The sequence below is a fragment of the Nonomuraea sp. NPDC049714 genome (assembly GCF_044465295.1).
In the GTDB taxonomy this organism is placed as follows: domain Bacteria; phylum Actinomycetota; class Actinomycetes; order Streptosporangiales; family Streptosporangiaceae; genus Nonomuraea.
Genome location: NZ_JBITLM010000003.1, coordinates 333,561 through 358,946, shown reverse-complemented (window position 1 = coordinate 358,946; position 25,386 = coordinate 333,561). Strand labels below are relative to the sequence as shown.

Annotated in this window: 27 protein-coding genes; 18 read left to right on the top strand and 9 right to left on the bottom strand. The window is 70.9% G+C overall.

The annotated features are described in order from the left end of the window. Positions 1–29: 29 nt before the first annotated feature. Both ACIBQX_RS14945 and ACIBQX_RS14940 read right to left on the bottom strand, forming a co-directional pair. A complete protein-coding gene (locus tag ACIBQX_RS14945; protein WP_397004543.1) occupies positions 30–1,091 on the bottom strand; it encodes a lysylphosphatidylglycerol synthase domain-containing protein in 1,062 nt (353 codons plus the stop codon). Between the two features lie 38 nt (positions 1,092–1,129). Continuing rightward, positions 1,130–1,948 (bottom strand): PIG-L deacetylase family protein, encoded by an 819-nt coding sequence (locus ACIBQX_RS14940; RefSeq protein ID WP_397004541.1) that lies wholly within the window; start codon positions 1,946–1,948, stop codon positions 1,130–1,132. Between the two features lie 38 nt (positions 1,949–1,986). Between ACIBQX_RS14940 and ACIBQX_RS14935 the strand changes: the two genes are divergently transcribed. From ACIBQX_RS14935 to ACIBQX_RS14925, 3 genes are read left to right on the top strand one after another with little or no spacing between them, the layout of a single operon-like run. Further along, positions 1,987–3,078 carry a glycosyltransferase family 4 protein gene (locus tag ACIBQX_RS14935; RefSeq protein ID WP_397004539.1) on the top strand — a complete coding sequence of 364 codons (1,092 nt, stop codon included), beginning with the start codon at positions 1,987–1,989 and terminating at the stop codon, positions 3,076–3,078. Positions 3,079–3,093: 15 nt separating this feature from the next. Then, complete coding sequence (locus ACIBQX_RS14930) at positions 3,094–3,336, top strand: hypothetical protein (RefSeq protein WP_397004537.1); 243 nt, start codon at positions 3,094–3,096, stop codon at positions 3,334–3,336. Then, positions 3,333–3,797 carry an SRPBCC family protein gene (locus ACIBQX_RS14925; protein WP_397004535.1) on the top strand — a complete coding sequence of 155 codons (465 nt, stop codon included), beginning with the start codon at positions 3,333–3,335 and terminating at the stop codon, positions 3,795–3,797. Before ACIBQX_RS14930 ends, ACIBQX_RS14925 begins: the two co-directional genes overlap by 4 nt. Here ACIBQX_RS14925 and ACIBQX_RS14920 read toward each other — a convergent pair. Together ACIBQX_RS14920 and ACIBQX_RS14915 are read right to left on the bottom strand one after the other, a co-directional pair. Beyond that, a complete protein-coding gene (locus ACIBQX_RS14920) occupies positions 3,773–5,254 on the bottom strand; it encodes a DUF2079 domain-containing protein (RefSeq protein WP_397004533.1) in 1,482 nt (493 codons plus the stop codon). The genes ACIBQX_RS14925 and ACIBQX_RS14920 overlap by 25 nt on opposite strands. Positions 5,255–5,341: 87 nt before the next feature. Further along, positions 5,342–5,713, bottom strand: coding sequence for a hypothetical protein (locus ACIBQX_RS14915; protein WP_397004531.1), 372 nt, complete (start codon positions 5,711–5,713; stop codon positions 5,342–5,344). Positions 5,714–5,944: 231 nt separating this feature from the next. Here ACIBQX_RS14915 and ACIBQX_RS14910 point away from each other — a divergent pair, with 231 nt between their 5' ends. Further along, positions 5,945–7,027, top strand: coding sequence for an SRPBCC family protein (locus ACIBQX_RS14910; protein ID WP_397005431.1), 1,083 nt, complete (start codon positions 5,945–5,947; stop codon positions 7,025–7,027). Here the strand turns inward: ACIBQX_RS14910 and ACIBQX_RS14905 are convergent. After that, a complete protein-coding gene (locus ACIBQX_RS14905) occupies positions 6,994–7,548 on the bottom strand; it encodes a DUF1707 domain-containing protein (RefSeq protein ID WP_397004529.1) in 555 nt (184 codons plus the stop codon). The genes ACIBQX_RS14910 and ACIBQX_RS14905 overlap by 34 nt on opposite strands. 180 nt (positions 7,549–7,728) lie before the next feature. Between ACIBQX_RS14905 and ACIBQX_RS14900 the strand changes: the two genes are divergently transcribed. From ACIBQX_RS14900 to ACIBQX_RS14845, 12 genes are all read left to right on the top strand, one after another. Continuing rightward, positions 7,729–8,655, top strand: coding sequence for an anti-sigma factor RsbA family regulatory protein (locus ACIBQX_RS14900; RefSeq protein ID WP_397004527.1), 927 nt, complete (start codon positions 7,729–7,731; stop codon positions 8,653–8,655). A 163-nt stretch (positions 8,656–8,818) separates the two neighbouring features. After that, positions 8,819–9,448, top strand: coding sequence for a DUF998 domain-containing protein (locus ACIBQX_RS14895; protein WP_397004525.1), 630 nt, complete (start codon positions 8,819–8,821; stop codon positions 9,446–9,448). A 66-nt stretch (positions 9,449–9,514) separates the two neighbouring features. Further along, the gene (locus ACIBQX_RS14890) at positions 9,515–9,973 is read left to right on the top strand and encodes a universal stress protein (RefSeq protein ID WP_397004523.1); all 459 of its coding nucleotides are present in this window, start codon (positions 9,515–9,517) and stop codon (positions 9,971–9,973) included. Positions 9,974–10,014: 41 nt separating this feature from the next. Beyond that, complete coding sequence (locus ACIBQX_RS14885) at positions 10,015–10,404, top strand: molybdopterin-binding protein (protein WP_397004521.1); 390 nt, start codon at positions 10,015–10,017, stop codon at positions 10,402–10,404. Positions 10,405–10,415: 11 nt separating this feature from the next. Further along, entirely contained in the window at positions 10,416–11,168 is a 753-nt protein-coding gene (gene modA / locus ACIBQX_RS14880) for a molybdate ABC transporter substrate-binding protein (RefSeq protein WP_397004519.1), read from the top strand. A 28-nt stretch (positions 11,169–11,196) separates the two neighbouring features. Further along, the gene (locus ACIBQX_RS14875) at positions 11,197–11,982 is read left to right on the top strand and encodes an ABC transporter permease (RefSeq protein WP_397005429.1); all 786 of its coding nucleotides are present in this window, start codon (positions 11,197–11,199) and stop codon (positions 11,980–11,982) included. Then, a complete protein-coding gene (locus ACIBQX_RS14870) occupies positions 11,970–13,007 on the top strand; it encodes an ABC transporter ATP-binding protein (protein ID WP_397004517.1) in 1,038 nt (345 codons plus the stop codon). The genes ACIBQX_RS14875 and ACIBQX_RS14870 overlap by 13 nt, the downstream gene beginning before the upstream one ends. Before the next feature lie 96 nt (positions 13,008–13,103). Continuing rightward, entirely contained in the window at positions 13,104–14,696 is a 1,593-nt protein-coding gene (locus ACIBQX_RS14865) for an APC family permease (RefSeq protein ID WP_397004515.1), read from the top strand. A gap of 81 nt (positions 14,697–14,777) precedes the next feature. Beyond that, positions 14,778–15,290, top strand: a complete 513-nt coding sequence (locus ACIBQX_RS14860; RefSeq protein ID WP_397004513.1) for a TrmH family RNA methyltransferase — start codon at positions 14,778–14,780, stop codon at positions 15,288–15,290. Between the two features lie 134 nt (positions 15,291–15,424). Next, positions 15,425–16,948 (top strand): methionine--tRNA ligase, encoded by a 1,524-nt coding sequence (locus ACIBQX_RS14855; protein ID WP_397004511.1) that lies wholly within the window; start codon positions 15,425–15,427, stop codon positions 16,946–16,948. 400 nt (positions 16,949–17,348) lie between these two features. Then, positions 17,349–17,717, top strand: coding sequence for an STAS domain-containing protein (locus ACIBQX_RS14850; protein WP_397004509.1), 369 nt, complete (start codon positions 17,349–17,351; stop codon positions 17,715–17,717). A 205-nt stretch (positions 17,718–17,922) separates the two neighbouring features. Continuing rightward, entirely contained in the window at positions 17,923–18,384 is a 462-nt protein-coding gene (locus ACIBQX_RS14845; protein WP_397004507.1) for a hypothetical protein, read from the top strand. A 309-nt stretch (positions 18,385–18,693) separates the two neighbouring features. Here the strand turns inward: ACIBQX_RS14845 and ACIBQX_RS14840 are convergent, their stop codons facing one another. Continuing rightward, positions 18,694–19,680, bottom strand: coding sequence for a hypothetical protein (locus tag ACIBQX_RS14840; RefSeq protein WP_397004505.1), 987 nt, complete (start codon positions 19,678–19,680; stop codon positions 18,694–18,696). A gap of 205 nt (positions 19,681–19,885) precedes the next feature. Between ACIBQX_RS14840 and ACIBQX_RS14835 the strand changes: the two genes are divergently transcribed. Both ACIBQX_RS14835 and ACIBQX_RS14830 read left to right on the top strand, forming a co-directional pair. Next, positions 19,886–20,359 carry a MarR family winged helix-turn-helix transcriptional regulator gene (locus ACIBQX_RS14835; protein WP_397004503.1) on the top strand — a complete coding sequence of 158 codons (474 nt, stop codon included), beginning with the start codon at positions 19,886–19,888 and terminating at the stop codon, positions 20,357–20,359. 631 nt (positions 20,360–20,990) lie between these two features. After that, entirely contained in the window at positions 20,991–21,560 is a 570-nt protein-coding gene (locus ACIBQX_RS14830) for a hypothetical protein (protein ID WP_397004501.1), read from the top strand. 452 nt (positions 21,561–22,012) lie between these two features. On the opposite strand, the gene ACIBQX_RS14825 is transcribed toward ACIBQX_RS14830, so the two are convergent. From ACIBQX_RS14825 to ACIBQX_RS14815, 3 genes are all read right to left on the bottom strand, one after another. Further along, positions 22,013–24,529, bottom strand: coding sequence for a Tex family protein (locus ACIBQX_RS14825; RefSeq protein ID WP_397004499.1), 2,517 nt, complete (start codon positions 24,527–24,529; stop codon positions 22,013–22,015). 175 nt (positions 24,530–24,704) lie between these two features. After that, positions 24,705–24,923, bottom strand: a complete 219-nt coding sequence (locus tag ACIBQX_RS14820; protein WP_397004497.1) for a hypothetical protein — start codon at positions 24,921–24,923, stop codon at positions 24,705–24,707. Positions 24,924–24,944: 21 nt separating this feature from the next. Next, positions 24,945–25,379 carry an RpiB/LacA/LacB family sugar-phosphate isomerase gene (locus tag ACIBQX_RS14815; RefSeq protein ID WP_397004495.1) on the bottom strand — a complete coding sequence of 145 codons (435 nt, stop codon included), beginning with the start codon at positions 25,377–25,379 and terminating at the stop codon, positions 24,945–24,947. Positions 25,380–25,386 lie beyond the last annotated feature (7 nt).

Here is a 25,386-nt window from a genome sequence, read left to right as displayed (position 1 = left end):
TCGATAATCGCTGGTTCGGTTCGGGATAGTCACTGGGGGGCCTTCGAGATCGTTGATGGTGGCTGTGCGGCGGCGCCGCGGCTGTTGCGCCTGCGCAGGAGCGCCCACGCGCCCAGCGCGAGGCCGCCGAACGGGATCTCGATAGTGTAAGTCCAGAAGCCGAAGAGCAGTGCAGTCGCGGTCGCCGGAGCGGCCGCCATGCCGAAGGCGCTGGTGAGCAGGAAGACCACCCCGGCCTCCATGATCCCCGCCCCGCTGGGCGTGACCAGGGCGGAGGTGAGCACCCGCGAGAGCGCGAAGACGGCGATCGACTGCGCCAGCCCGGGGTAGGCGCCGGTGGCGACCATGCAGGCGACCATGATCGTCCACTGGAACACCAGGAAGCCGGCCATGCCCAGCGACAGCCGCCCCCACCGGGTCCTGACGATCTCGGCCGTGTCGGACCGCAGCCGGTGGAAGGCCGCCGACGGCCGCGCCTTCAGCCGGACCAGCCGCATGAGGAAGTCCAGCCCCTTGCCCAGGGCGGTGGCGGCGCGGTCCCAGTAGAGAGCGGCCGCGACCAGCGCGCACAGGGCCAGGATGGAGACCGCGCCGGCCCAGCCCGCGTTGGCCACCGTCCGGTCGGGCACCTGTCCGGCCAGGAGCAGCCCGATGATCCCCACGGCGGGCAGGATGAACCGGAACAGCGTGTTCCAGATGCCGCTGACCAGGGTCATGACCACGATCGACCGGTTGGCGAACCCCCAGCCCTTGGTCATCGCGAAGGTCAGCGCCACCCCGGCCGCGCCGCCGAACGGCAGCAGGTTGCTCACCGCGCTGCCGGCGGCGTTGAGGGTGAGCGCCTGCAGGTTGTTGAGCCCGGGCAGCGAGCCGGTCAGCACGAACGTGTAGGCCAGCAGGCTCAGCAACCACAGCGCGGCCATCAGCGCGATCGTGCCGGCCTCCAGCGCCCCGAACACGGCCCCGATCTCATGCCAGGAGACGGGCTTGCCGGTGAGCGCCTGCACGATCTGCGGCAGGTAGACCACGAGCAGCACGGCCAGCCCCAGCGACAGGACGGAAAGGGCGATCTGGAGCCACTTGTTCTTCATCGCTACCAGTCTGTCGGGCGTGGAGTCCTTTCTGCGGACTATTTCGGCCATCGGTCGAGCGGATGAGCCAGCCGGGTGCCCGGGGGCAGATCGCGGCGGACGAACCACTCGGTGCCGAAGACGAGGCGGTAAACGGGGCTGGGGACCTTCAGCATGACGGCCAGCGTGCGGTCGCTCTCGCCGCCGCTGGCCTGGGAGACGTGCGCGGCCATGGACGCCCGCTTCTGCCGGGCGAATCTGCGCACGTTCACCCGGTGCGTGATCGCCTCGCTCGGCGAATAGGCGCTCTCGAAGGTCCGTACGTCGAACTCGGGCGGGAAGCGGTAGACCCGGCCCGCCATCTTCAGCAGCTTGACCAGCGGGTCGCGGTTGACCGTCGCCTCCAGGACGATCTCCGTGCCCGCGATCTCCGCCGCCCGCCTGCCGACCCGGTGCACCTGCACGTGGTCCGGGTGGCCGTAGCCGCCGGCCGGATCGTAGATCGACAGCAGGTCGGCGTCCTCCTCCTCCAGGATGGCGGCCAGCGCCTGGGCGGCCTTCTCGGTGTCGGCGTCGATGAAGGCGTTGTCGGGGCGCTCGTCGGCCACCCCGCCCTGCGGGCTGAGCCCGGAGTCGCCGTAGCCGAGGCACTCCACGCGGGCGCAGCCGAGCACGGCGGCCGACTCGTAGAGCTCCTTCATCCGGGTCTCGCCGAGCGCCTCGCCCGGCCTCATCTCGGCCAGGCCGCGCTCGCCGGCGGTGGCCACCACCAGCACGACGCGGTGTCCTTCGGACGCGAGCATGGCCATCGTGCCCGCCGTCAGCAGGGCCTCGTCGTCGGGGTGGGCATGGAAGAACACAGCGGTACGTGGAGGCACAGGGCCAGATTAGTCTGGGAGGGGTGCGGATCTTTCACGTGAGTGACTGTTACCTGCCGAGACTCGGGGGGATCGAGGTGCAGGTGGCCGATCTCGTCCGGATGCAGCGCGAGTCCGGCCACGACGTCGAGGTGGCCACGGCCACCGGTGGGGAGCCGCTGCCGGGTGTGCACAGGATCGTCGCGAGGATGCCCTTCGACCTGCCGGTGCACCCTGCCGGAGTGAGGCATCTCACGCGGCGGCTGGCGCTGTCGCGGCCCGAGGTGGTGCACGTGCACACGGGGGCGGTCTCGCCGTTCGCCTGGATGGGGGTGCGCGCCGCGGTGCGCGCCGGGCTGCCGTGCGTGGTCACCGTGCACAGCATGTGGGATCCCTTCACCCGCGCCCTGTACCGCCTGCTCGGGCTCGGGTACGGCTGGCAGCGGTGGTCCTTGGTGGCCACCACGGTGAGCAACGCCGCGGCCGTCCCCATCCGCTCGGTCGCCGGCCCCCGGGTGCCGGTGCACGTGGTGTCCAACGGCCTCGACCTGTCCGGCTGGCGGCTCGCCCCCGCCGGGCCCCCGTCCGGGACGGACGCCGTCCACCTGGTCGCCGTGGGCCGCCTGGCGCCGCGCAAGCAGCCCGTACGCCTGCTCAGGCTGCTCGCCTCGGTGCGCTCCCGGGTCCCGGCGGCGATCCCGCTCCGGGCCACCGTGGTGGGCGACGGTCCGGCCCGCGGCTCCATGGAGCGCTATCTGGCCAGGCACGGCATGACCGAGTGGGTCTCGCTGCCCGGCCGCTACACCCGTGAGCAGATCGCCAAGGTCCTGGAGTCGGCCGACGTCTTCGTGGCGCCCGCGCCGCGCGAGTCGTTCGGCATCGCGGCCCTGGAGGCGCGGGCGGCCGGGCTGCCGGTGGTCGCGCGGGCGCAGAGCGGTGTCGCGGACTTCGTCACGCACGGCACCGAGGGGCTGCTCGGCCGCGACCTCGACGCGCTGGCCGAGGCGGTGGCCCGGCTCTGCGTGGACGCTGGCCTGCGTGCGCGCATCACCGCGCACAACCGGTCCACGACCCCGTCGGCGGGCTCGTGGCCGACCGTCCTGGCCGGCTTCGACCGCGCGTACGCCCAGGCCGTCGACAGGAGCGTGTAGCGGTACATTGTTACCATGGTAACTGCCGAGCGGACGCAGACCGGGCTCCGCGTAGAGAAGAACCTGCTCAAGGTCCTCAAGGGCCTCGCCGAGTATCTCGACATGTCGCTGGGCGATCTGGTCGAGGGCATCGCGCTGCACGCCTTCGAGGGGCGCGCGCCGTTCACCCCCGAGACACTGGCGAAGATCGACCAGCTCAAGGCCGTCTACGGCCTGACGCTGACCGCCGACGACGCGCACCGGCTGGTGGAGAAATGAGCGGGGCCCAGGTCTCGCTCACCGGTCAGGTCGCGGTGGCGCTGCCGCCCGGCGAGGCGCTCGCGCTGTTCACGCCGCGTGGTGAGGAGCGGTGGGTGCCGGGCTGGCGGCCGCGCTTCCCGGTGTCGTCGGACGACGACTCCGCGCCCGGCACCGTGTTCGAGACCCACGCCGACGGCGAGCACACCATCTGGGTGGTGGCCGAGCGTGAGGAGGGCCGCCGCATCGCCTACGCGCGGGTGACCCCCGGCTCGCGGGCCGGCAAGGTGACGGTGGCGGCGGACGGCGACGGCCGGGGCGGGACCGCCGTCCAGGTCACCTACGAGCTCACCGCCCTGTCCCCGGAGGGCGCGCGGGGGCTGAGCGACTTCGCCGCGCGCTACGCGTCCTTCCTCCGGTCCTGGGAGGAGGACATCGCGACCCTGTTGCGCCGGGGTCAGCCGCGGTGGAGCACCACGTAACCGTCGCGCTCGAAGACCCTGGCGTACCCCTCCGACACCAGCCTGTCCACCTGGGCGAGCTGCTCCTCCGGGCTGCCGAAGGGGAACTCCCAGCGGGAGGTGTCGGCCACCACCCAGGGAGCGCCGTTCGGCCGGCCGGTCCACAGCAGGACGGTGGTGCGCCGCGTCAGCGCGGGGCCGAGTGAGTTGGCCGCCTCGGCCGTGACCCCCGAGGGGATCCTGGCGACGGCCTCGGCGGCGGCGGCCGTCTTGACCGGGTCGCCTCGGTAGAAGTCGCGATGGTAGAGCTGATCCAGGCCGAAGCGGGGGACCAGGGTCAGGGCCACGGCGGCGACGGCCACCGCCCAGGTCAGCGCGAGCGAGCGGTCGCCGTCCCGGCCGAGCCGGCGCAGCAACCTGGCCAGGCCGTCCACGCCCGCGCAGAACAGGATGACCACGACGAAGGCGTTGTAGTGGAAGTCCGACTGCCACCACAGAGGCCGGTCCGACAGCATGCGCTCCAGCACCTGCGGCAGCGCGACCAGCGACAGCGGCGACAGCAGGCAGAGCAGCAGTGTGGGCCAGGCCAGCAGGAACAGCGTGTCGACCTTCGCCTCGGCGCTGAACGGCAGCAGCAGCGTGGCCAGGGGGTCGCGCGCCATCCCGAGCAGCGCGCCCGGCAGATCGGCGCCGAGATGGCCGTAGGCCCAGAAGTCCTTGGGATCGCCGCCCAGCATGGGGATGAGCGCGCCCCGCGCCACCAGGATCCCGGCCAGGCCGGCCAGGGCGCAGCACACGCCGCGCAGGCGGTCGCCGATCCAGAACAGGTAGCCGCCGAAGCCGATCACCATGAGCCCCATGTCCTCCTTGACCAGCAGGAGGGCGAGCAGGGCGAGGAAGGCGGGCAGGCGCCTGCCCGCGTGGTAGCGCTCGATCACGATCGCGGAGAGCAGCGGGACGAACATCGCCTCGTGCGCGTCGAACGAGGCCGCCCGCGCGAGTGGCCACGACAGCGCGAACGCCACCGCGACCAGGTAGGCGGGGGCGGTCCCGAGCACCCGCCGGGTGTACAGCCAGACGAACGGAACGGCAGCCGCGAACAGCAGCGCCTGCGCGACGATCAGCGACTCCGGCCCGTCGTGCACCCAGTAGAACGGCGCCAGCAGGGCGTAGACGGGCGAGAAGTGGTCGGCCAACTGGAGATAGTCCAGCCCCCGGTCGTGCCATGCCCCCAGAACGGGCACGTACGGAGGCTGGAAGGCGGCGTAGTTGCGCACCGCCTGGTCCACGATGACCAGGTCGAAGGTGGAGGTCCGGTAGGTGGCCAGCTTGACCAGGCCGATCATCGCGTAGGCGGCGGCCGCCACCAGGCAGATGAGACCGACGCGCGAGCGATGTCCGCCGAGCCCGGCCTTCCGGCCGGTGGTGGTGGCGGCGACGGTCGCCCCGGACCGCGCCGCCGACGTGTCCCGCTTCACGGGTGATCACACTACCGATGTCACATCAACGTGCCCCGGCTCGCCGTGCCGTCCTGCCCCCCGCAGGCGGAACGGCCGCCGGACTCATCAGGAGCAGGCAGCCGTGATCTTGGTCTGGAAGCCCTGGATCTTCGTGGTGAAGGTGCTGACGTCGGTCATGTCGCCCTTCATGCTCTCGAAGCCGGCGGCGAGGTCGTTCAGCGCGGCGGCGATCTCGCCGTCGTGCTTGCTCGCGAGGTCCTTGGTCTTCGTGGCCGCGTCCTGCGAGGCCTTCTCGATGGCCGCCGGGTCGGTCATGCTCTTGGTGACCGTGCCGGACCAGTCAGTGGTGATCTTGCTTGCCTCTTGCGCGGCGGCGTTGCAGTCCACCGCGGTTCCGACGGCGCCACAGGCGCTGGTCATCGCGGCAAGGGTGAGCGTCGCGAACGCGATGGCGATGCGACGGCGAGGGGGAGTCATTTCCGTGCCCTTCGTTGTTGTGGAGACGAAGAGACAGTATGGCCGCATTCTTGACTGTCGCTTGCACCCCACTAACACCACCGGCATCAAGGGGGCGTAAAACGACGGCGCGCGAACCTCCCTCTTGACAGCCTCCTGGGCCGAGCTGACTATGTCGCATATAGAGCAACTCGGTGCGTATTACGCAACAAGGAGTGTCCCTTGACCAGCACTTCGAGTTTGATCTCCACCATGCCCGGACGCTCCTACACCGACCCGGCGGTGTTCGCCGAGGAGCAAGCGAAGATCTTCGAAGCGCTGTGGTTCTGCGCGGTCAGATCGGACCAGCTCAGCAAGCCGGGGGCCTTCAAGACGGTCCAGGTGGGCAGGGAGAACGTGATCGTCGTCCGGGGCCGCGACGGAGCCTTACGGGCCTTCCTCAACGTCTGCAGGCACCGCGGCGCGCGCCTGTGCCTGGAGGAGGACGGCGAGGTCAAGCGGACCATCAGGTGCGCCTACCACGCCTGGTCCTACGACCTCGACGGCACGCTCGTGGCCGCACCGAACCTGGTCAAGATGCCCGACGTCGACCGCGTCGAGTACGGCCTGATCCCGGTGAGCCTGCGCGAGTGGCTCGGGTACGCCTGGGTCTGCCTGGCCGACGAGCCGCCCTCGTTCGAGGAGACGGTGACGCACGCGGCCGTCGAACGGCTGGGCGACCTGGCCGCGATCGAGCACTACCACGTGGACGCCCTCGCCCTGGGCCGGCGCATCCGTTACGACGTGCGCGCCAACTGGAAGCTCATCGTCGAGAACTTCATGGAGTGCTACCACTGCGCCACCATCCACCCCGAGCTGACGGCGGTGCTCCCCGAGTTCGCCGGAGGCTACGCCGCGCAGTACTACGTGGGCCACGGGGCGGAGTTCGCCAAGAAGGTCGAGGGGTTCACGGTGGACGGCAGTCCCGGCTTCGGCAAGCTGCCGGACGTGTCGGAGGAGCAGGACCGGCGCTACTACGCGATCACCGTCAAGCCGCAGGTCTTCGTCAACCTGGTGCCCGACCATGTGATCATGCACCGGATGTACCCGCTGGCCGCCGACCGCACGATCGTGGAGTGCGACTGGCTCTACCACCCCGACGTGGTGGCCTCGGGGGCCGACCTGTCGCTGTCGGTCGAGCTGTTCCATCGGGTCAACGAGCAGGACTTCGACGCCTGCGAGCGGACCCAGCCCGGCATGTCGTCACGCGCCTACAGCAAGGGCGGCGTGCTGGTGCCCAGCGAGCACCACATCTCCGCCTTTCACGACTGGGTGAACCAGCGCTTGCGCGGATAGCGGACCGCGAGCTGGCCGTACTTGCTCTCGCCCGTCACCACCAGGTGCAGGGTGCCGGGCCGGGGGCGGCCCGCCACGGCGGAGGAGGCCGTGCCGTAAGTGGTGCGGAAGCCGTCGATGTCCGCGGTGGCGCCCTCCGGCAGCACGATCTTGGCGGAGCCGTACTTGAGGTCGAGTTCGACCTCGACGACCTGGTGCGGGATGACCGCCTCCGTGAAGTCGAGGTGGGCGCCGCCGTGCTTGGCGACGATCCGCAGGCGGCGGGGGACCGCCCAGTCGCCCGTGCGTTTCACCTGATCGTGCACGCTCTCCAGCACGACGGCCTCCGCCGCCGACGGCGCTTCGGCGGGGAGGTCCTCGACCAGTTCGGTGAGATCGGCGTTGATCTTGGCGGTCAGCGCCCGTTCCAGGCGGTCCTCCAGCTCAAGGTGGTCCAGCCGGCCTTCGGTGAAGGCCTGCTGCAGCTGCTGGGCGGTGCGCTCTCGATCCGCGTCGGAGGCGCGGATCTGCATGTCCGACATGCTTCGAGCATAGGTAAAAGGGTCTCAAAACGGGAGCAACTTGCCGGTGGGAGTGCGCAGATCGAGGGGGAGCGGCCGACGGGGAGGCCGAGGGCGCTGGACGACCTGTTGAGTCTTCACGGTGAATAGCTACCCAACGGTGTGCCTTGAACTCCTCAACGACGGGTAGCGTGGTAGACGATGTTGGCGGACCCGTTCACGCACCCGGCACTCTTCTACAGAGGCGACCGGGAGTATGTGACTGCCACCACCGGTTTCGTGCGCGAGGGCCTCGAAGCCGGCGAGCCCGTGGCCGTCGCGGTTCCCGGGCGCAACCTCGCGCTGATCGAGAAAGAGCTGGGATCCCAGGCGCAGCGGGTCATGCTGCTCGACATGACGGAGGCCGGCCGCAATCCGGGGCGGATCATCCCGGGCGTGCTCAGGGAGTTCGCCGACCGCCACCCCGACGAGCATGTGCGGATCATCGGCGAGCCGATCTGGCCGGGCCGCAGCGAGGCCGAATATCCCGCGTGCGCCCAGCACGAGGCGCTGATCAACTACGCCTTCAGGGGCCGCCACGCCACCATCCTGTGCCCGTACGACCTGGAGGGGCTCGACCCCGAGGTCATCCACGAGGCCGCGATCACGCACCCCGTGCTGCGCGACGGATCCGGCGAGCGGGTCAGCGACCACTACGCCCCGCAGCGGGTCGTCGACGGGCACAACGGGCCCCTCGCCGACCCCGTCGACTTCATGGCCCTCCACTTCGACCGCACCAATCTCGCCGAGGTCCGCACCCTCGCCGCCGACCGTGCCGCCGAGCTGGGGTTCGGCGCCGTCAGGGTCGACGACGTCCGCCTGGTGGTCGCCGAGCTGGGCGCCAACAGCCTCGACCACGGCGGCGGCTCCGGCCGGATCAGGATCTGGAGCGAGGACGACCGGCTGGTCTGCGAGGTGAGCGACTCCGGCCACATCACCGACCCGCTGGCCGGGCGCAATCCGGTCGATCCGCGGGTGGCAGGCTCGCGCGGGCTGCTCATCGTCAACCTGCTCAGCGACCTGGTCCGGGTGCACACCCGAGCCGGCGCCACGGTCATCCGCACCTACTTCGACGTCCCCGCGCGCTGACCCCCTACCCTCCCTGAGGGGGCCTTCCCTACCGGAGACGGTATTCACGCTGGTCAGGCGGGCGTCTCAGGGGTAGTGCGACTCAAGTATTAGGGGATCGTTCAGGGCCTGCTGGGGCATATCTCCGATACTCGAAAAGGCCGTGCTGCACGACCTTTGAGGCATGAAGGCTTTGCTCGTAAGTGGATTCACCGCCATCGGCACCGGAACCGGCGCCATGCTCACCCTGCACACGGAAGCGGGGCTCGACCCACTGCACTCCGTGATCAGTGAGTACGCCTTCCAGGCGGCGGGCTGGATGCTCCCCCTGTCCCTGACGTTGTTCGCGTTCGGCTCCGCGTTGATCGCCGAGGCGCTGCGCCGGTCCGGGGCGGATCGCTGGGTCGTGGCGCTGGTGCTGACGTGGGGGGCGAGCATGTTCCTGGTCGGCGCCTTCCCCACCGACGCTCCCGGCCTGCCGTTGTCGCTGTCCGGAGGCATCCATCGTTACGCCGCCTTCGTGGCCTTCCTGGTGATGCCGCTGGCCGGGTTGCTGCTGGCCAGGGCCCGCATCCGTTACGCCAGATGCGTGCGGATCCTCAGCGTGATCGCCCTGGGCGCGCTGGTGCTGGTCGTGGTCCCGTACGTGGTGCGGTGGTTCGGCATCCCGCTGTCCAACGACGACATCCCCGCCGGGCTGATCCAGCGCACCGTGGTCGTCACCGAGCTCGGCGTGCTCGCCCTGGCCGGGCTGTCGATGCTGCAGCCGCTGGCCCGGCGTTCCCAGAGCGGGATCTCGGCCGTCCTGGCCTGATCCAGGCGTGAACGGCTCCCACCGGGTTAGAGGGAATGCCTGCTTACTTCTGGAGGTTGGCCGGAAATGACCATTTTGATCGCTTATGACGGTTCGGACGACGCCAAGGCCGCGATCGCGTTCGCAGGCAAGCTGTTCCCGGGGCAGTCGGCGGTGGTGCTGACGGTGTGGGAGCGGCTGGCGCTGACCACCGCCCGCGCGTCGGCGGGGCTCGTCATGACGCTCGACAACTCCGCCGCCGAGGACGAGGCGGTCGGCAAGGCCATGACCGAGCTGGCCAAGGGGGGAGCCGAGCTCGCCACGCAGGCCGGGCTGGACGCCACCCCCCGCTGCGAGCCCGACTCCGTCGCCGTGTGGGCCACGATCGTGGACGTGGCCGACGAGCTCGACGCCACGCTGATCGTGACGGGCACCCGGGGCATGGGCAGCGTCAAGTCGCTGCTCCTGGGCAGCACCTCCGACCGCGTGCTCCACCACGCGCACCGGCCCGTGCTGGTGGTGCCAGGCGCAGAATCCACCTCTTAGGGGGTTCTCTCCTGGTATCTGCCAGGATATCGTACGGTTTTGTGACGGAATTTCGGATCGGCGACGCGGCCACGCTGCTCGGCGTCAGCCCCGACACCGTCCGCCGATGGATCGACGCCGGCCGGCTCGCCGCCACCCGTGACGAGCAGGGCCACCGGGTCGTGCCGGGCGAGGAGCTCGCCGTCTTCGCCCGGTCCCAGGTGGGCGAGGAGAGCCGGTGGGGCTACTCCTCGGCGCGCAACCGGTTCAGGGGCATCGTCACCGAGGTCGTCAAGGACGCGGTCATGGCTCAGGTCGAGCTCGCCGCGGGGCCGTACAGAGTGGTCTCCCTGATGAGCCGCCAGGCCGCCGACGAGCTCGGCCTGGCGCCGGGGGTGCTCGCGGTGGCCGTGATCAAGTCGACGAACGTCGTCATCGAGCTGGCTCCCTAGGAGTGCCCCCGATGCGTCGTGTGCCTCCCGTCTCCCGCCTCCTGGGCCTCCGCCTTCTTGTCCACTGCCTGCTCGGGGTCTGCCTGTTCGCCGTGTCGACGGCGTGTGCGGCCTCGGGGCCGGGGGTGACCGTTTTCGCCGCGGCCTCGCTGACCGGCACCTTCACCGAGCTGGCTGAGACCTTCGAGGCGGCGCGTCCCGGGACGAAGGTGACGCTCAACTTCGGGTCGAGTGCCACCCTGGCCCAGCAGATCGGCCGTGGGGCGCCGGCCGACGTGTTCGCCGCGGCGTCGCCCGCGACGATGCGGCAGGTCACCGGGGAGTCCCAGGTGTTCGCGCGCAACCGGCTGACGATCGCGGTGCCGCCCGGCAACCCCTCCCGGATCAGCGGGCTGCGGGATCTGGCCGGCAGTGAGGTGAAGGTGGCCATCTGCGCGCCCCAGGTGCCGTGCGGGGCCGCCGCGGCGACCGTGCTCGCCGGGCTGGGCGTCACGCCCGTGACCTTGGAACGGGACGTCAAGGCGACGCTCACCAAACTGACGCTCGGTGAGGTGGACGCGGCGCTCGTCTACCGGACCGACGTCCTCGCGGCCCAGGGGAAGGTGGAGGGGATCGAGTTCCCCGAGTCGGCGAAGGCGGTGAACGACTACCCGATCGCGGCGCTCGGCGACGGTCAGGCGGCCCGGGACTTCGTCGCGCTCGTCCTGTCGGAGCAGGGACAGCGGGTGCTGACCGACGCCGGGTTCGACGCCGGTGGCGGGTGAGGGTGAAGACCGGGCGGTGGGGGAGCGGGTGAGCGTGAAGGCCGGGGTGGTACGGGGGCGGGTGCCGTGGGTGCTGGCGGTGCCGGCCGCGGTCGGACTGGCCTTCCTGGTGCTGCCGCTGGCCGGGCTGCTGGTCGAGGCGCCGTGGGGGACGCTCGGGGCCAGGCTCGCCGCGCCGCAGGTGCTCGACGCGCTGCGGCTGTCGCTGGTGACCGCGACCATCGCCACCGGACTGTGCCTGCTGCTCGGGGTGCCGCTGGCGTGGGTGCTGGCACGGGTGGAGTTCAGGGGCAGGCGGGTGGTGCGGGCGCTGGTCACCGTGCCGCTGGTGCTGCCGCCGGTCGTCGGGGGCGTGGCCCTGCTGCTGGTCTTCGGCAGGAACGGGCTCGTCGGGCAGTACCTGGGATTCCAGCTTCCGTTCACCTCGGCGGGCGTCGTCCTGGCGGAGGCGTTCGTCGCGATGCCGTTCCTGGTGATCAGCGTGGAGGGGGCACTGCGGGGCACCGACCTACGCTACGAGGAGGCTGCGGCGACGCTCGGCGCCTCGCGGCTGACCGTGTTCCGCAGGGTGACGCTGCCGCTGGTGGCGCCCGGCATCGTGGCGGGCGCGGTGCTGTGCTGGGCGCGGGCGCTGGGGGAGTTCGGGGCGACGATCACGTTCGCGGGCAACTTCCCCGGCCGCACCCAGACCATGCCCCTGGCCGTCTACCTGGCGCTGGAGACCGAACCCGAGGCCGCCATCGTCCTCAGCCTGGTCCTGCTGGCCGTGTCCATCGTGGTGCTGGCCGGGCTCAGGGACCGGTGGATCTCGTGAGGGCACGGCTCGTGGTCGAGCGGCCGGCCTTCCGGCTGGATCTGGCGCTGAACGTCGCGCCCGGCGAGGTGGTGGCGCTGCTCGGTCCGAACGGGGCCGGCAAGACCACGGCCCTGCGCGCCCTGGCCGGGCTGGAGCCGCTGGCCGACGGGTTCATCGACCTGGACGGGGAGCGGCTCCATCTGGCCGAGCCCGCCGCCCGGCCGGTGGGGGTGGTGTTCCAGGACTACCTGCTGTTCCCGCACCTGTCGACCCTGGAGAACGTCGCCTTCGGCCCCCGCTCGCGCGGCGTACCCAAGGCCGAGGCACGCCGTACGGCCATGACCTGGCTGGAACGCGTCGGCCTCGGCGACTTCGCCGCCGCCAAGCCGGGACAGCTGTCCGGAGGGCAGGCTCAGCGGGTCGCGCTGGCCCGCGCGCTGGCCGTACAGCCCAGACTGCTCCTCCTGGACGAGCCGCTCGCCGCGCTCGACGCGCACACCAGGCTGGAGATCCGCGCGGACCTGAGGCGGCGGCTGGCCGCCTTCGACGGCGCGTGCGTGCTGGTCACGCACGACGCGCTGGACGCGATGGTGCTCGCCGACCGGCTCGTGGTGATCGAACACGGCGCCGTCGTCCAGCAGGGACCGCCCGCCGAGGTGGCCCGCCGCCCCCGTACGGACTACGTGGCCCGCCTGGTCGGCCTGAACCTCTACCGGGGAGACGCGGACGGGCACCTCGTCCGGCTCGGGCCCGAGGTGGTGCTCCGGGCCCAGGAGGAGACCACCGGGCCGGTGTTCGTGGCGTTCCGGCCGTCAGCCGTGGCCCTCTACCGAGCCCGTCCCAACGGCACCCCGCGCAACCTGTGGGAAGGCCGCATCGACGGCATGGAACCCCACGGCGACAGCGTCCGCGTACACCTCGACGGGCCGATCGCGGTCGCCGCGGACATCACCGCCGCCGCCCTCGCCGACCTGGACCTCACCCCCGGCCAGACGGTCTGGGCCTCCGTCAAGGCCACGGAGACCCACGCCTACCCGGCGTAGCCGCTTGTCCACCGTGGTGCGGGTTGCCGGGACCCGCCGTGGCAAAGTGTCGGCCGGATGGTGCAGAGTTGCTGCGAGCACAACGGGGGGAGACGTATGGCGGAGGGGCTGGCGCGGCGGCTCGGCACCGCCGACGCGGTGTTCGTCGGGTTGAGCGCCATGATCGGCGCGGGGATCTTCGCGGCCTTCGCCCCGGCCGCCGGGGCGGCGGGGGCGTGGCTGCCCGCCTCGCTGGCGCTGGCCGCCGTCGTGGCCTACTGCAACGCCACCTCCTCGGCCCGGCTGGCGGCCCGCTATCCCGAGTCCGGCGGCACCTACGTGTACGGCAGGCGGCGACTGGGCCCGTTCTGGGGCTACCTCGCGGGGTGGGGGTTCACCGTCGGCAAGACGGCGTCCTGCGCCGCGATGGCGCTGACCTTCGGCGCCTACGTGGCCCCCGACCTGGCCAGGCCGCTCGCCATCGCCGCCGTGGTGGCGCTGACCGCGCTCAACCTCTTCGGCGTGCAGCGCTCGGCCACGGCCGCCCGCGTCATGGTGGCGCTCGTCCTCGTGGTCCTCGCCACCGTCGTGGGCGCCGCCTTCCTGAGCCACCCGCCCACCAGCGGCGGCATGGGCGACACCAGCACCGCCGCGTCGGACCAGGGTGTTCAGCCGGTGCCGTCCGATGGGGCCGGTGAGACGCTGCCACTGAACGCCAAGATCATCGACAAAGAGCAGGTCATCCAGCTTTCCGACCTCGCAGGTCTCCCCGACGGCCCGGCCCGGTCCTTCGTCCAGGCCCTGACGGCTGAGGTCGCCGACCCTGGACTCTGGGGGGTTCTGCAGGGGGCCGGGCTGCTGTTCTTCGCCTTCGCCGGTTACGCCAGGATCGCCACCATGGGGGAGGAGGTCCGCGACCCCGGCCGCACCATCCCGCACGCCATCCAGCTCGCGCTCGGCATCACGCTGGTGGTCTACGCGCTGGTGGCGGCGGCCGCGCTGACCGAGCTGGGGCCGTGGGCGCTGGCGAACTCCGCCGCGCCGCTCGCCGACGTGGTGGACGCGGCGGGCGCGGCCTGGCTACGGCCGGTCGTCGGCGCCGGTGCCGCCGTGGCCGCGCTCGGCGCGCTGCTCGCCCTGCTCCTGGGCGTCTCACGCACCGTCCTCGCCATGGCACGCGAACGCGACCTCCCAGCCGTCCTCGCCGTCCTCTCCCCAGTCCGCCCCGCGCTCGGCGGTCCCCCCGCTTCCGGTCGTCCGGAGGACACCTCGGGCGGTTCCGCCGCTTCCGGTCGTTCGGAGGATGCCTCGGGCGGTTCCGGCGATTCAGCCCGTGCCCAGGACGTGTCGGGAGGGTCTTCCGCGGTAAGCGGGGGCGCTGTGCAGGTGCCGCGGCGGGCGGAGCTGGTGGTGAGTGCGGCGGTGATCGGGTTGTTGCTGGTGGCCGATCTGCGAGGGGCGATCGGGTTCTCGTCGTTCGGGGTGCTCGTCTACTACGCGATCGCCAACGCCAGCGCGCTGACGCTCGCTCGCGACGAGGGCGCGCCTCCCAAGGTCGTATCGGGGCTGGGCCTGCTGCTCTGTCTGGGCCTCGCCGCCACCCTCCCGGGGCAGTCGGTGCTCGCCGGGCTGGCCGTCTTCGCCGTCGGGGCCGTCGTCTGGGCGGTGCGGCATCGGCCTTGGGACGGACGGTCCGGAGGGTTATCCTGAGGGCTCCCTTCGATGGCTCGGGCGTGCCGCTGAAAGCGCCCTCCACATGACGACCTCCGCGGAGGAGATCCGCCCGCGCGCATGAGCGGGGTCAGGGTCCGTACGAGAAAAGATCTGAGGTCTGTACGGCGCCGCCGCCCGCCGCGCTGTCTCGGCCATCTGACCGTGGCGCCGCTGTGGCCGCTGCACGGCGTCAACCTGGGCACCCTGCTGCGCACCTGTGACGCGGTCGGAGCCTGTATGGCCGTGCCCCGCCTGCCGTGGGTGCCCGAGGCACTGGACAAGGGCAACACCCTGCGCGCCGGGGCGTGCGTGCACTGGGTGCGGCCGCTGCGGTGGCTCGGGGAGCGGCGGGCGGCCGGTGACCGGGTGGTGGGGGTGGAGCTGGCAGAGGAGGCGATCAGGCTGGCCGACCTGCCGATGGCCAGGCAGCCGACGATCGTGGTGCTCGGCAACGAGGCGGCCGGGATCCCCGCAGAGGCGGTCGATCTGCTCGATGCCGTGGTCGAGATCCCCATGATCGGTACGGGGCACAGCCTGAACGTGGCGGTCGCCGGGTCGCTCGTGCTCTACAAATTGGCTGGGTTCGTCTGATGACGGACGTTACGATGGGGGCATGACGGCGCATCAGGTGATGATGGCCCCCTAGCGGGGCTCACCGGCGACGTTCTGTTGAGGCCCTGCGACCGGGGCCTCTCGTCGTGTCCGGGGCCCTTTGGAGGCATCCGATGTACATCACGACGACCATCCCGTACGTGAACGCCCGTCCGCATCTGGGGTTCGCGCTGGAGATCGTGCAGGGGGACGTGCTCGCCCGGCACCATCGGCGGCGCGGCGAGCCGGTGCGCTTCCAGACGGGCACCGACGACAACTCGTTGAAGAACGTGCTGGCCGCCGAGGCCGAAGGCGTGCCGGTGCGCGAGCTCGTGGATCGCAACGCCGCCGCGTTCGAGGGGCTGCGCGAGCCGCTGGACCTGTCGTTCGACGCGTTCGTCCGGACGAGCGCCCATCCCGGGCACCGCGCCGGGGTGGAACGGATCTGGCAGGCGATCGGGCACGACCTCTACCGGCGGCACTACGAGGGGCTCTACTGCGTCGGCTGTGAGCAGTTCTACCCGGAGGGTCCGTGCCCGGAAGGTCACCGGACGCCGTTGCAGCGGGTGTCGGAGGAGAACTGGGTCTTCCGGCTGTCGCGTTATCAGGGCCCGCTGTTGGAGCTGATCCGCAGCGGCCGGCTCACGATCGAGCCCGCCGCCCGCAGGAACGAGGTGCTGGCGTTCATCGAGACGGGCCTGGACGACATCAGCATCTCGCGCTCCGCGGCCCGTTCGCGCGGCTGGGGCATCCCGGTGCCCGGCGATCCGAGCCAGGTGATCTACGTGTGGTGGGACGCGCTGGCCAACTACATCACCGCGCTGGACGGCGACGGGTACGAACGCTGGTGGGTGCGGGAGCCGCGCAAGATCCACCTGATGGGCAAGGGCGTGATTCGCTTCCACGCGGTGACGTGGCCGGCGATGCTGCTCTCGGCGGGTCTGCCGCTGCCCACCGGGATCTTCGTGCACGACTACCTGACGGCGGCCGGGCACAAGATCAGCAAGTCGTCCGGGGCGGTCGTCGATCCGGTGGCGCTCGTGCGCGCTTATGGCGTGGACGCGGTGCGGTGGTGGCTGCTGCGTGAGGTGCCGCGCGTGGGCGACGCCGACTTCACCGAGGAGCGGCTGATCGCCAGGGCCGACGAAGACCTCGCCAACGGCGTCGGCAACCTGGTCAACCGGGTCGTCACCATGGTCCACCGCTTTCACGGCGGGCTGGTGCCGGACGTGCCTCCCGAGCGGATCGACGCTTGTGAGCGGGCGCCGGAGCTGGTGCACGAGGCGCTGGAGGCCTTCGACTTCCGCCGGGCGGCCGGCGCCGTCTGGGCCATCGTCGAGGAGGCGAACAAGTACGTCGAAACGGCGCAGCCCTGGCGCCAGTCGCCGGCCGACCGGGAGGTCTCCCTGGCGACTCTGGTGCACGCCTGCCGGGCGCTGGCCGTACAACTTGCGCCTTTCCTGCCCACTGCGGCGGCTCGTGTGGCGGCGGCAGTAGGCGACACGGCGGGGGACACAGCGGGGGACACAGCGGGGGACACAGCGGGGGACACAGCGGGGGACACAGCGGGGGACACGGTAGGGGAGGCAGCGGAAGGCGCGGTGGGGGAGGTGCGGTTGCCGCGGCCGGAGCCGTTGTTCGCGCGGCTCGGGGGATGAGCCGGTCGGTCTGACGAGTGCAGTAACGATTTGGAGTATTTGCCGTTGGTTTGGCGGTGTTTGGTGTGGGCCGATTCCTGATCGACATCGCCGGCCCGACGGCTCGGCCAGGGGCCACTTTCGTGGCCCCTGGCCGAGCCGTCGGATCGCGCTCAGCCGCGCCCTCGCCGGGGTGGGAGCTGTTTTGCCTCTGCCTGGGACGTGCGCCTCAGCGCGACAGGGCCAACTGCCGCTACGATCACATTCACGACGACGTGTTGGCCGCACTGCGCGACTCGGTGTGTCCGATGAGCAGATCGAGCAGATGCTGGTGTCCGACCCCCGACGCGACCTCTCGTAAAGTGTGGGGAAGGACAGCACAAACGCGGGTAGGTGGAGCTGGGTGAGTTCAGATCAAGCCTTGTCGATCAGTCTCGGGCTTCAGGGCCCGTGCGTCATCGCAAGGCTGACGGGAGACTTCGACTTCGGATCCGCGGCCGAGGTTCGCGATCGTGTCACCAAGGCTCTCGACCTGACCCAGCCACCATTGCTCGTCATCGACATGCAGGCTGTCGCCGTCTGCGACTCCTCAGGGCTGTCCGTGCTGGTCTACCTGCACAAAGCGGTCACCGCGTCCGGCGGGCGGCTGCTGCTGTCCGGGCTCAACGGCAGGTGCAAGCACCTGTTCGCGATCACCGCGCTCGACAAGTTCTTCGACATCCGGACCACGGCCGAGCTCGCCATCGCCGAGCTCAACGAGCCAGGGGACTCACCGCCCTTCGCCGGGTGATGCCCGTTCGCGGCACACTCGCGCTCCCCGAGACGATCAGCCGAGGCTCAGCGGTCCACTGCTCGGCCGGTTCGTCCGGACATTAGGCGTATGCCTGACTTTTGTCGGTAATCATTGACCCTGTCGCTTTCCTGGCGGTTAATCGGAAAGCGGGAGGCCGTTTTCATCAGGGGGAAGCGGCTGGTTTCGTTGCTATGGGGGCAACATGATCAGGAAGTGCGCCGGCGCGCTCTTACTCGCGACAGCGGTCACCGTCACTCTCGCGCCACCTCCGGCGAGTGCCGCGATCGGGCACCTGGCCGCTGCTCCGGCGGCGACCAGCGTCTCGACCACCGCTGACAGAGCCACGGTCACCGCGGCCAAGCTGATCAAATACACCATCTACTTCGGCCGTTGCAAGGACACCTGTCGCATCAAGGTGCGAATCACCAATAAGTCCCGGACAACCGTCTACTCGGTGAATGTGAACGCACGCCTGAAGATCAACGGCCGCAAGGCCGGATCGTGTTACGACTACATCGGCAAGATTCGCCCCAAGCGCGTCCGCTGGGGAGGCTGCACGGTCAAAACCCGCACGCTGTCCACCCTGTGGAACCGGTGGCTCGATGGCGAGATCCGCTTCGACAAGAAGGCGAACACCGTCGTGCGCTACGAGTACTACAGATGAGCCGTCGCTGAAGGGCCGGCACCATCAGGGGTGCCGACCATCAGGCGCGTTGACGGCGTCCGCCGTCGAACCCGTCAGGCGTATCCGGTGTCGGTCGTCAGGAGGTCACCATCAGGGCGAGACCGATGAGAACCACGATCGGCACCAGCCAGACGACGGCCTCGGCAGCGAACTCCTTGTACATTGCGTAGATCTCCCTTGGAACGCCCGAGCTGGGGCGGCGTGAACGTCACTGCGCAGCATAGCCGCCCTTGCCGGATGCCTCGCTTTCACCGCCGGCCCGGCTGCCGCGAGAACGGGCGGCGGTGGTCAGGCCCGGTGCCGGCTGATGCGCTTGTTGACGCTGGCCAGGGAGTCGTCCGCCATGAGAAGGGGCAGCCCCGGCGCGTCGGCGTCGATGCGGCGCAGGATCTCAGGGTGCTCGCCGTGGTGGCGGGTCCACCGCCGGACCACCTCGGGCATGGCCGCGATCGCCTCGTCCGACAGCAGGGCCTCCCGGGGCAGCCAGGCGGTGAGGAACTGCGAAGCCCTGGCCGGACTCCACCAGAGCGGACGGTCGCCGAGGAAGTCCACCAGCGCCTCGAACGCCTCCCGCGCCGCCGGCTCGTCCGGCAGGTCGTGGAAATGGGCCACGAGGTCGTCGCCCGCATGCCGTACAGGGTGGGGGACGGCGTGCGCGCGGGAGAGTGCGAGGGCGCGGACGGCGGGGAGGGTCGGCGCGACCTCCGCCCCCATGACGAGGTCGGTGAGCTCGAACGCGTCCAGGATGCGCCCCGCCGCCACCCCCGCGTCGGTGGGCGCGAGATCGAGATCGTCGAGGAACTTGAGCTCCTCGACGACGGCGTCGACCGCCAGGCCGCCGTGGACCTGGTCGATGCCGACCACGAGCAGGTGGGGCTCCTTGCCGTTGCCGTAGCGGAAGGAGAGGGCGGCCAGGGTCTGCTCGCCGTAGCGGTCCGCCTTGCCGTACCAGGCTCCTTCGCAGGTCACCTGGCCCATGCGGGCCACCCAGCCGGGAAGTGAGCCGATGGCCTCGCGACCGGCCCGCAGGTGGGGCCCGAGGACGTCGTCGTCCTCGGGTGCGGTGGCGGGCTCCTCGGGATTGACCGCCGCCAGAGCGGCGAGAGCGAGCCGGGCCTCCGCTCCGCCGTCTCGCGCCAGCTGCTGCAGGAGCGTCTCGTCGGCCCGTGCCTCGGTGGTGAGCCGGGCGGCCCAGAGCTCTGTGCGCAGCGGGGAACGCCACCTGAGCAGGTCGCGGGCCTGACTGATGGTCGTGTCGAAAGCTGTGGTGCTCACCCTTCGACCGTATCGCCCCCGGCCTCGCCCCGGCGGTGTGGGCGTTGCGCTGCGAGCGGAGTTCTGGAGTCCCCGCGAATCGTCTCTGAGCTGCACCGACCTGACTATTTGGCTAGCCACCTAATGGGTGATACCTTGACGGGATCTCCCTACGGAGGCTTAGACGACCACAGAGCTCCATGCGAGCGTCAGCCAGAGGCGAGGCATGACCACTTCCCCACCGGACCGGCGGCCCAGCGCGGCAGGCGGCGGACGCCTGAGTTTCGCGATCTTCACCCTCGCCCGCGCCCACCGCGCGCACGCGGCCGGGATGCTGCGGGATCTGGGCCTTCACCCCGGCCAGGAGTTGCTGCTGATGCGGCTGTTCGACCGGGACGGCCAGACGCAGTCGGAGCTCCTGGACGCCGTCGGCCTCGACCACTCCACCGTCTCCAAGTCCCTGCGGCGCATGCAGGAGGCAGGCCTGCTCACCCGCGAACCGGCCGAACACGACCGGCGGGTGCAGCTCGTCCGGCTCACCGACCGAGGTCGCGCCATGCGCGAGCCCATCGAGGCCATGTGGTCCGCCCTTGAGGACATCTCCGTCCAGGGGCTGTCCGCTGACGAGATCGAGTCCTTCGTCGCTCTCGCCCAGGTGATCGAGAAGTCCATCGCGGACCGCCCCCGCGCGGCCGACTGACGACCGCGCCCCCCGTAGCGGCTCCATCCTGTACGGCTCCCGCCTACGGTGAAGGGCTGGCCGAGCGGGTACGCGCTCCCCCCAACGGCGTCGACGCGTGTTCGACGTCGCGGGCTGGGGGGGCGCTCCCTGGCTCCGTCGACCTGCGCGGCGGCACCGACCGCATCGTCACCATCGCCGACTTCCGCGCCGAGCGGTTCGGCATCACCTTCGCGGCCCGCCCCCAGGAACGCTCGGCGAGCCGGCCGAGCCGGCCGAGCCGGTCGAGCGGGCCGCCGGGGGCGTCCTGATCATCACGGTGGCGGCCACATACCCCCTGGCGGAGGCGGCGGTGGCTCAGCGGGACCGGGCGCGGCGTGCCAGGAGGGCAGCGAGCTGCCTACGTGCCGCCGGCCCGCAGCGACGTGCGACACGTACGCGGCAAACTGGTCCTGACGATCGGGTGACATGGCGGTCCGCGCCGGCTGAAGCGCACAACACCGCCCTCGGGAAGGACTTCTACAGGGCACTTCATGCCAGCTGATTGTGTCCGTGAGGATACTCATCGTCGCGGCGCTCAGGCACAGAATGAGGGTCTGCGCGGAGTCGCCTCAGACCGGGAGGCGCACCGCGCACGACGAAAGTGGTGCGGATGAGTGATGTCAGGGTCGCCCGCGAAGTGCTGAGTGCCTACGCGAAGTCAAAGGTCGCCAATCCCGTCAACCAGAGCGCCGACCAGCAGAAACTCCATCTCGCCGGGCAGCTCGAAAGGAAGATCGCGCTCGTCCGGCCCTCGGACGGCGTCTCCCGGACCCCGGGCGAGATGAAGACCTGGACGACCACTCCCGAGTACTGGTTCGCCGGTGGCGAGATCGTCGCCGGAGCCCTCGAACAGGACGCCGAGCGGCCGCTGACGTGCATCCTGTTCGCCCACCTGTGCGTCTACGCGCTCAAGAGCACCGCGCCGACGTTCACCGTCCCCATCGAGGTCGTCGAGCTCAAGAAGGGCCACGACAACCACTACGTCCTCGTCGCCGGCCGGACCACCGGCGACATCAATGGCAAGCCGGCCGACTGGAACGCCGACGCCTTCGTCATCGACCTCTGGGGCCACTGCCAGGACCTGGGTGACATGGTCACCCAACCCCCCGCGATCATCGTGAGCGACATGAAGGACTACACCCGCAAGACCGTCGCCACGATCCCGGCCTGGGGCGTCTAGCGCCGCACACCAGCCGGCGAGGCGGCCGACGCCGCCTCCGGCCGAGAGCCCGAGCGTGCTTTCACCATCCTGCCAGCGGGCTTTCGCCATCCTGTACGAGATCGCCTCGGTGTTTCGTTTTACGCCCAGGGTCCCGCCGCAGGTGCCTGCGGCGGGAAACGTCGCTCCAGCGCCGTCCGGTGGGCGGTCAGCGTTGTCTTGGCCGGGGTCCCGAGCCGGGTGCCCTTAACCGCCCTGAACGTCTCCTCGGCGTCCGTCCCGCCGCCGAAGACAGGAGCCCGCCGCAGGCGTTCCCGCGGGAACGCCTGCGGCGGTGTGTCCTCCGTGGGATCGCCTGCGGCGGCGTGTCCTTTGTGGGGTCGCCTGCGGCGGTACGTCCCCCGTAGGGGACGCCTGCGGGGGACGGCACTCCTCGTGGCCCTGCGGCGGAAAGGTGCAGGGAGGAGGGTTGGTCAGGGTTTGTCGCCGGTGAGGCCTGCCTTGCGGAGGGCTTCGGCCATGGCGCCCGATGGCTCCGCGCGCCGCTGACCTCCACCGCGCTGGCCCGTGTCACGCTTGCCGCCATCGCGCTGCCGCTGGCCATCGCGCTGCCGCTGGCCGTCTCGCTGGGCACCGTCGCCACGGCCGCGCTGGCCGCCGTCACGCTGGCCGCCGTCACGCTGAGGGCCGTCGCCACGGCCCCGCTGGGCGCCGTCGCCGCGAGCGCGCTGGCCGCCCGCGCCGGTGCGGTCGCCGTCGCCTCGGCCGCCGCGTGGGCGGCGGCCTCCCTCGGCTGAGCCGCCGGGCTGGGCGGTGTCGGCGCGAGGGCCGCCGGTGGTGGACTGGGCGGGGTCGTCGTCGAGGCGGAGGGTGAGGGAGATGCGCTTGCGGGGGATGTCGATGTCGAGGACCTTGACCCGGACGATGTCGCCCGACTTGGCCACGTCTCGCGGGTCCTTCACGTAATTGTGGGACATGGCGGAGACGTGGACCAGGCCGTCCTGGTGCACGCCGACGTCGACGAACGCGCCGAAGGCCGCGACGTTGGTGACGACGCCCTCCAGGATCATCCCCTGCTTGAGGTCCGAGAGCTTCTCGACGCCCTCCTTGAAGGTGGCGGTCTTGAAGGCGGGGCGCGGGTCGCGGCCGGGCTTCTCGAGCTCGCGCAGGATGTCGGTGACCGTCGGCAGGCCGAAGGTCTCGTCGGTGAACTCCTGCGGCTTGATGGAGCGCAGCGCCGCCGTGTTGCCGATCAGGGACTTGAGGTCGGTACGGACCGAGCCGAGGATGCGGCGCACCACCGGGTAGGCCTCGGGGTGGACGCTGGAGGAGTCCAGGGGGTCGTCGGCGCCGGGGATCCGCAGGAAGCCGGCGCACTGCTCGAAGGCCTTGGGCCCGAGGCGGGCGACGTCCTTGAGCGCCTTGCGGGCCTTGAACGGGCCGTTGGCGTCACGGTGGCGGACGATGCTCTCGGCCAGGGTGGAGCCGATGCCCGACACGCGGGTCAGCAGCGGGGCCGAGGCGGTGTTGACGTCGACGCCCACGGCGTTGACGCAGTCTTCGACCACGGCGTCGAGGGAGCGGGAGAGCCGGGACTCGGCGAGGTCGTGTTGGTACTGGCCGACGCCGATGGACTTGGGGTCGATCTTGACCAGCTCGGCCAGCGGGTCCTGGAGCCTGCGGGCGATGGAGACCGCGCCGCGCAGCGACACGTCGAGCTCGGGCAGCTCCTGGGAGGCGTAGGCGGAGGCGGAGTAAACCGACGCGCCGGCCTCGGACACCACGATCTTGGTGATGGTCGGCATGTGCGTGACGAGCTCGCCGGCCAGCTTGTCGGTCTCGCGGGAGGCGGTGCCGTTGCCGATGGCGATCAGCTCGACGCCGTGCTTCTGGGCCAGCGCGCCCAGCACCGCCAGCGACTGGTCCCACTGCCGCTTGGGCTCATGGGGGTAGATGGTGGCGGTGTCGACGACCTTGCCGGTGGCGTCGACCACGGCGACCTTGACGCCGGTGCGCAGCCCGGGGTCGAGGCCCATGGTGGTGCGGCTGCCCGCGGGGGCGGCCAGGAGCAGGTCGCGCAGGTTGGCCGCGAAGACCCGCACGGCCTCGTCCTCGGCCGCCTGCCACAGGCGCATCCGCAGGTCGATGCCGAGGTGCACGAGGATGCGGGTGCGCCAGGCCCAGCGGACCGTCTCGGTCAGCCACTTGTCGGCGGGGCGGCCCTGGTCGGAGACGCCGAAGCGGGAGGCGACGCGCAGCTCGTAATCGGGGCTGTCGTCCGGCTCCAGCGTGACGGTGAGGATCTCCTCCTTCTCGCCCCGGAACATGGCCAGGATGCGGTGGGAGGGCAGTTTGGTGAACGGCTCGGCGAAGTCGAAGTAGTCGGAGAACTTCGCCCCCGCCTCCTCCTTGCCCTCGCGGACCTTGGCGGCCAGGCGGCCGTGGGTCCACAGCCGCTCGCGCAGGCCGCCGATGAGGTCGGCGTCCTCGGCGAACCGCTCGATCAGGATGGCCCTGGCCCCCTCCAGCGCCGCCCCCGCGTCCGCGACGCCTTCGGTGACGAAGGACTCGGCGACCTCGGCGGGGTCGAGCGAGGGGTCGCCGAGCAGCTTGTCGGCCAGCGGCTCCAGGCCCAGCTCGCGGGCGATCTGCGCCTTGGTGCGCCGCTTGGGCTTGAAGGGCAGATAGATGTCCTCCAGGCGGGCCTTGGTCTCGGCCGCCATGATCTGCGCGCGCAGCTCGTCGTCGAGCTTGCCCTGCGACTCGATCGACTCCAGGATCGCGGTGCGGCGCTCCTCGAGCTCGCGGAGGTAGCGCAGCCGCTCTTCGAGGGTGCGCAGCTGGGCGTCGTCGAGGGCGCCGGTGGCCTCCTTGCGGTATCGCGCGATGAACGGCACCGTGGCGCCGCCGTCGAGCAGGTCGACCGCGGCTCGCACCTGCCCCTCGCGCGCCCCGAGCTCTTCGGCGATCCGCTGGTGAATAGAGAGCACTTGCCTGCCTTTCGATGGTCCCGCCGGTCAATTGTGCAGGACGACGCCGTCTTTCATGACCAGAGTCCGCGCAGGGTGAACCATCAAGGCCTCGGCGGGAGCGCTCGCCGGCACCGGCACGTCGGTCATGCCAGCACCCTAGAGCGCGGCACCGACGATTCCCAGGACGCGCGGGTCAGGCGCGCTTTTTGGCGAACATTTCCAGGTGCTGACAGTTAGGGCAGCGATGGGCTTCGATCTCCCACTTGGGTCGCCCTGACAGCTTGGCACCGCCGAAGATCCCTCGCTCCAACGCGCCCTCCACCCACCTGCCGAAACCCATCGGGCTCTCGTCGAGAATGAATCCGGCCTGCAGGCCGTCCTCGCCGCAGTACGTGCACCTCAAGTCGGTCATCGCCCGACGATAGCGACGCTTCTAGATCTCGCCCAGATGCGCGACGTTCGCCTGATCTCCGGAGTCGGTGCTCGGCAGGCCGGCCAGCCACGCGTCGAGGATCTCCTCCAGCATCACGGCGGAGGTGAGGCGGAGGCTGAGCGCCAGCACGTTGGCGTCGTTCCACTTGCGGGCGCCGTCGGCGGTGTAGGCGTCGACGCAGAGGGCGGCGCGTACGCCGGGCACCTTGTTGGCGGCGATGGCGGCGCCGGTGCCGGTCCAGCAGCACACCACCGCCTGGTCGGCCCGCCCCTCGCTGACGTCGCGGGCCGCCGACTCCGAGGCCCACGCCCAGTCGTCGCGCTCCCCGGCGTTGAGCGCGCCGTGCGGGACGACCTCGTGGCCGCGCTCGCGCAGCGCCGTCACGACCTGCTCGGCCACCCCGTCCAGGCTGTCGGCCGCCACTGAGATCCGCATGGCTTCA

Excerpts from the sequence above, each read along its gene's own strand:
- ACIBQX_RS14915 (WP_397004531.1), bottom strand. The coding sequence starts at position 5,713 with ATGACTCCCCCTCGCCGTCGCATCGCCATCGCGTTCGCGACGCTCACC.
- ACIBQX_RS14945 (WP_397004543.1), bottom strand. The coding sequence starts at position 1,091 with ATGAAGAACAAGTGGCTCCAGATCGCCCTTTCCGTCCTGTCGCTGGGG.
- ACIBQX_RS14905 (WP_397004529.1), bottom strand. The coding sequence starts at position 7,548 with ATGTCGGACATGCAGATCCGCGCCTCCGACGCGGATCGAGAGCGCACC.
- ACIBQX_RS14845 (WP_397004507.1), top strand. The coding sequence starts at position 17,923 with ATGATCAGGAAGTGCGCCGGCGCGCTCTTACTCGCGACAGCGGTCACC.
- ACIBQX_RS14865 (WP_397004515.1), top strand. The coding sequence starts at position 13,104 with ATGGCGGAGGGGCTGGCGCGGCGGCTCGGCACCGCCGACGCGGTGTTC.
- ACIBQX_RS14890 (WP_397004523.1), top strand. The coding sequence starts at position 9,515 with ATGACCATTTTGATCGCTTATGACGGTTCGGACGACGCCAAGGCCGCG.
- ACIBQX_RS14855 (WP_397004511.1), top strand. The coding sequence starts at position 15,425 with ATGTACATCACGACGACCATCCCGTACGTGAACGCCCGTCCGCATCTG.
- ACIBQX_RS14900 (WP_397004527.1), top strand. The coding sequence starts at position 7,729 with ATGTTGGCGGACCCGTTCACGCACCCGGCACTCTTCTACAGAGGCGAC.
- ACIBQX_RS14860 (WP_397004513.1), top strand. The coding sequence starts at position 14,778 with ATGAGCGGGGTCAGGGTCCGTACGAGAAAAGATCTGAGGTCTGTACGG.
- ACIBQX_RS14925 (WP_397004535.1), top strand. The coding sequence starts at position 3,333 with ATGAGCGGGGCCCAGGTCTCGCTCACCGGTCAGGTCGCGGTGGCGCTG.
- modA (WP_397004519.1), top strand. The coding sequence starts at position 10,416 with ATGCGTCGTGTGCCTCCCGTCTCCCGCCTCCTGGGCCTCCGCCTTCTT.
- ACIBQX_RS14895 (WP_397004525.1), top strand. The coding sequence starts at position 8,819 with ATGAAGGCTTTGCTCGTAAGTGGATTCACCGCCATCGGCACCGGAACC.
- ACIBQX_RS14820 (WP_397004497.1), bottom strand. The coding sequence starts at position 24,923 with ATGACCGACTTGAGGTGCACGTACTGCGGCGAGGACGGCCTGCAGGCC.
- ACIBQX_RS14830 (WP_397004501.1), top strand. The coding sequence starts at position 20,991 with ATGAGTGATGTCAGGGTCGCCCGCGAAGTGCTGAGTGCCTACGCGAAG.
- ACIBQX_RS14835 (WP_397004503.1), top strand. The coding sequence starts at position 19,886 with ATGACCACTTCCCCACCGGACCGGCGGCCCAGCGCGGCAGGCGGCGGA.
- ACIBQX_RS14910 (WP_397005431.1), top strand. The coding sequence starts at position 5,945 with ATGCCCGGACGCTCCTACACCGACCCGGCGGTGTTCGCCGAGGAGCAA.
- ACIBQX_RS14930 (WP_397004537.1), top strand. The coding sequence starts at position 3,094 with ATGGTAACTGCCGAGCGGACGCAGACCGGGCTCCGCGTAGAGAAGAAC.
- ACIBQX_RS14815 (WP_397004495.1), bottom strand. The coding sequence starts at position 25,379 with ATGCGGATCTCAGTGGCGGCCGACAGCCTGGACGGGGTGGCCGAGCAG.